The following is a 3,751-nucleotide window of genomic DNA, read 5'->3' as shown; positions in this document are numbered from 1 at the left end:
CCCGACTGAGCAGCGAATTTACCTGGAATGATTTTCAACAGCAAAACGGCAAAGATGCCATTCCCTTATTCGCAATCACACCAGAGGGCAAGGTTATAACGAGCAAAATTGGTAGTAATTTTGAGCCTAGAAATGACTGGAAAGTCATCAGTCTATTTACACCTGCCTTGATTGCTGCCAACGATCAAGGGGGCTCGCGCGCAAGTTAATCCTACTTGCCAGAGGGGCCAGATCATGCCCCGGCCCAAAATGACACATAGGTCTATATTGCCCCCAAAATAGACATTGGCGCGTTTTTACCATTAATTATAAACCTAAATGCTTACTGATAAGGATATTGGCAAGCCGCGTCCTTTCTGACCTCAACGCTATGAGAAGTCATATTACGCCACTTTTAATCACCCATGTTGCGTAAAATGACATTGTGCCTTGAGGCACCTGCGCGCACTCTGGCGCTACTCACCACTAATAACAAAGTAGTAGATAACCTCCAGATGTATTCGTTAAAACCACACGCAGAGACCCTACAGGCCCTGCGCAGGTTGATGCCACAGAAGGAATTGCGTAAGTCAGCCCCAAAACTTTCTGCAGCTGGAGAAGGACTCCAGAGCAGTACGCCCGCTCTTCTTCAGGTTCTCAAGACCCTGAGCGACAGCGAGTTGTCATCTAAACTGCCCGAAGTCTACCTGGAATACGGTCAGATTATGGCGATGCAGAATCAGGTAACCGCCGGTAATCTGCTCGAACTCTTCCAGTCAATGTGTGCCCAGATCAGCACTGCAGAACGCCCTTTCGACCTCCATATCCTTGATGATGGTCAGGTCAGCCATTGCGAATTTTTCTGGAAGCAGGACCCAACCCGCGTACCATCTACAGAGCTTTCTGAACTTCTGCTCGCTTTTGGCTATACAGTAGGCAGTAATCTGCTGCAGGGGCTCACTGATCAGCTGTCTGTATTTCTGCCGTATTCAGAGCCAGATCACATTGAAGAGTACGCCAAATATGCACCAATGAAGGTTACTTTTGGTGCGCCGTACTTTGCTGTCCGCTTACCTTCACAGTTTCTGACCCAGGCGTTGATTATCCGTACAGCTAATTTCCAGCCCCAGGGCGTACTTCGCCCAGCGCATCTTGTCGCGCAGAAAGCGTCAAACCTGTTACGCAACGATCTTGCTAACCCGCCGACGCTGAATGAGTTGTCACAGAAACTCGGTCTGACTGAGCGAACCTGTAAACGTCGCCTTCAGGAAGCAGGAACCCATTATCAGCAGCTGCTTGCTGACATGCGCCTGGTTCAAGCCAGCTTCTGGCTCAGCCGTCGTATGTATAACGTCAGCCAGGTCGCTGAATTGCTGGGCTACTCAAGCGTCGCCAACTTCTCAAAGGCCTACAAAAAGTGGTGTGGTTTCTCGCCTACCCACGCTAAACAAGGCATGCCGGTTCCGGATAACCGCACTAACGCCAACTGATACCCGCCCCTGATTGCGGCACTCCTGTGCCGCAATCGCATTTTTGTGTGAACCACGCCTCTTAAAGCGCTATAATTGCCGCCTTTTCGTTGACCTCTGTCGTCAACCGAACTCAGGACGCTTTGCGTCCATACGTATCAGGATCTGACATGGGTAAAAAAACCCCTTTGTATGATTGCCATCTAGAGGCTGGCGGCAAAATCGTAGACTTCGGCGGCTGGGATATGCCCATCCACTACGGCTCCCAGATTCAGGAGCACAATGCCGTGCGCGAAGCCGCTGGCATGTTCGACGTTTCGCACATGACAATCGTGGACGTTCGCGGACCCGACGCTAAAGCCTATCTGCAGAAACTTCTCGCCAACGATGTCGACAAGCTGAAAGAAACAGGTAAAGCGCTCTACACCGGCATGCTCAATAACGATGGTGGTGTGATTGACGACCTGATCGTATATCGCATGGACGGATGGTTCCGCACCGTTGTGAATTGCGCTACCCGTGAGAAAGATCTCGAGTGGATGACTGCCCATACCAAAGGCTTTGACATCAGCCTCACCGAACGTCCTGAAATGGCGATGGTTGCTGTTCAGGGGCCTGAAGCACTAGGCATGGTGCAGAAAGTACGTCCTGAAGCCGCCGACCTTATCGACAACCTGAAAGTATTCCAGGGTCTGCCACAACACGGTTGGTTCTATGCCCGCACAGGCTACACCGGCGAAGACGGCCTTGAGATTATGATCCCGAAAGAGGATGCCGCCGATTTCTGGCAGCAGCTCAGTGAAGCCGGTGTTCAACCCTGTGGCCTGGGTGCACGCGACACCCTCCGCCTTGAAGCGGGTATGAACCTGTACGGTAACGATATGGACGAGTCAGTGAGCCCACTGATTGCGGGTATGGGCTGGACAGTTGCCTGGGAGCCTGCAGATCGTGATTTCATCGGTCGGGCTGCACTGGAAGCAGAGAAAGCAGATGGTGTTGCTATGAAGCAGGTGGGTCTGGTTCTGGAAACCCGTGGAGTGATGCGTTCTCATCAGAAAGTCATCGTGGAAGGCGCCGGTGAAGGTGAAGTTACTTCCGGCACATTTTCGCCGACCTTACAGTATTCCATTGCGATTGCCCGTGTACCGGCAACAACCGGCGACACTGCCCAGGTAGACCTGCGCGGCAAACTGACGGACGTTCGTGTGATCAAGCTCCCGTTCGTGCGAAACGGCCAAAAACAATTTTGAGATTAATCGTAAATTTTTAACTGGAGAAACCCCATGAGCAACATCCCTGCAGATCTGAAATACGTTGCCTCCCACGAATGGATCCGCTTAGAGAGCGATGGCACAGTGACTGTCGGTATCACCGACTTTGCTCAGGATCAGCTGGGCGATGTCGTATTCGTAGAGCTTCCTGAAGTAGACAGCGAAGTTACCGCAGATCAGGACATTGCCGTGGTTGAGTCAGTAAAAGCCGCCTCAGACATCTACGCTCCTCTGGCCGGTAAAATCATCGCTGTGAACGAAGATCTTGCTGACGCTCCAGAAAAAGTAAACGAAGACCCATACGGCGACGCCTGGTTCTTCAAAATGGAGCTGGCGGATACTGCAGATCTGGACAAGCTTCTTGATGCGGACGGTTACGCTGCTGCGTGTGAGTAATACGTTACTCTGACCCCGCTTAAAACAACGCAGAGGCCTCCTCTGCGTTGTCGTTTTACCTTCTTATTTAGCGTGGGCACCAGCCCATATAGCCGATACTTTTACATTCAGGTTCAATCATGAGTACTCCTTCTCTCAGACAACTGGAACAGCGCGATAACTTTGTCAGTCGCCATATTGCCTCGGACGGTGCAGGCTATGACCTGCGTGAAGAAGCAGACATGCTGGCTGCAGTCGGTGCCGACTCTCTCGAGTCACTGACCAGCGAAATTGTTCCCGCTGACATTCTGCGCGATGCATTCCTGTCCTTCGGAGAAGCCACGCCGGAAGCCGAGGCTCAGGCCCGCCTGAAGTCTGTTGCTGCACAAAACAAAGTATTTAAAAGCTATATCGGCCTTGGTTATCACGATGTGATCATGCCGCCGGTCATCCTGCGCAATGTCCTGGAAAATCCGGGCTGGTACACCGCCTACACCCCGTACCAGCCAGAAATCGCCCAGGGTCGTCTCGAAGCGCTGCTTAATTTCCAGCAGATGATCATCGACTTCACCGGCATGGAACTGGCAAACGCCTCTTTGCTTGATGAGGGCACCGCCGCCGCTGAAGCCATGGCGATGGCAAAGCGCTCGGTTCGCA

The 3,751-nt window shown here is 52.2% G+C and carries 4 protein-coding genes and 1 pseudogene; all 5 read left to right on the top strand.

The genetic code is table 11. The features are described from left to right. On the top strand, window positions 1-209 hold a 209-nt coding region (locus tag B2067_RS06710), incomplete at its 5' end, for a hypothetical protein (RefSeq protein ID WP_301387880.1). A 207-nt stretch (window positions 210-416) separates the two neighbouring features. After that, the gene (locus B2067_RS06705; RefSeq protein WP_297532478.1) at window positions 417-1,469 is read left to right on the top strand and encodes a helix-turn-helix transcriptional regulator; all 1,053 of its coding nucleotides are present in this window, start codon (window positions 417-419) and stop codon (window positions 1,467-1,469) included. A gap of 149 nt (window positions 1,470-1,618) precedes the next feature. Then, the gene (gene gcvT / locus B2067_RS06700) at window positions 1,619-2,698 is read left to right on the top strand and encodes a glycine cleavage system aminomethyltransferase GcvT (RefSeq protein WP_301387879.1); all 1,080 of its coding nucleotides are present in this window, start codon (window positions 1,619-1,621) and stop codon (window positions 2,696-2,698) included. Window positions 2,699-2,731: 33 nt separating this feature from the next. Then, window positions 2,732-3,115 carry a glycine cleavage system protein GcvH gene (gcvH, locus tag B2067_RS06695; protein WP_297532482.1) on the top strand — a complete coding sequence of 128 codons (384 nt, stop codon included), beginning with the start codon at window positions 2,732-2,734 and terminating at the stop codon, window positions 3,113-3,115. Window positions 3,116-3,234: 119 nt separating this feature from the next. Beyond that, window positions 3,235-3,751: pseudogene (locus B2067_RS06690) on the top strand (glycine dehydrogenase (aminomethyl-transferring)); the annotation flags it as partial.

Source organism: Thalassolituus sp. UBA2590 (genome assembly GCF_002339775.1).
Classification (GTDB): Bacteria; Pseudomonadota; Gammaproteobacteria; order Pseudomonadales; family Oceanobacteraceae; genus Thalassolituus.
This window is presented reverse-complemented; position numbering and strand designations above follow the sequence as displayed.

Bases quoted from the DNA above. Each gene is read 5' to 3' on its own strand.
- B2067_RS06705 (WP_297532478.1), top strand. From the start codon at position 417: ATGACATTGTGCCTTGAGGCACCTGCGCGCACTCTGGCGCTACTCACC.
- gcvT (WP_301387879.1), top strand. From the start codon at position 1,619: ATGGGTAAAAAAACCCCTTTGTATGATTGCCATCTAGAGGCTGGCGGC.
- gcvH (WP_297532482.1), top strand. From the start codon at position 2,732: ATGAGCAACATCCCTGCAGATCTGAAATACGTTGCCTCCCACGAATGG.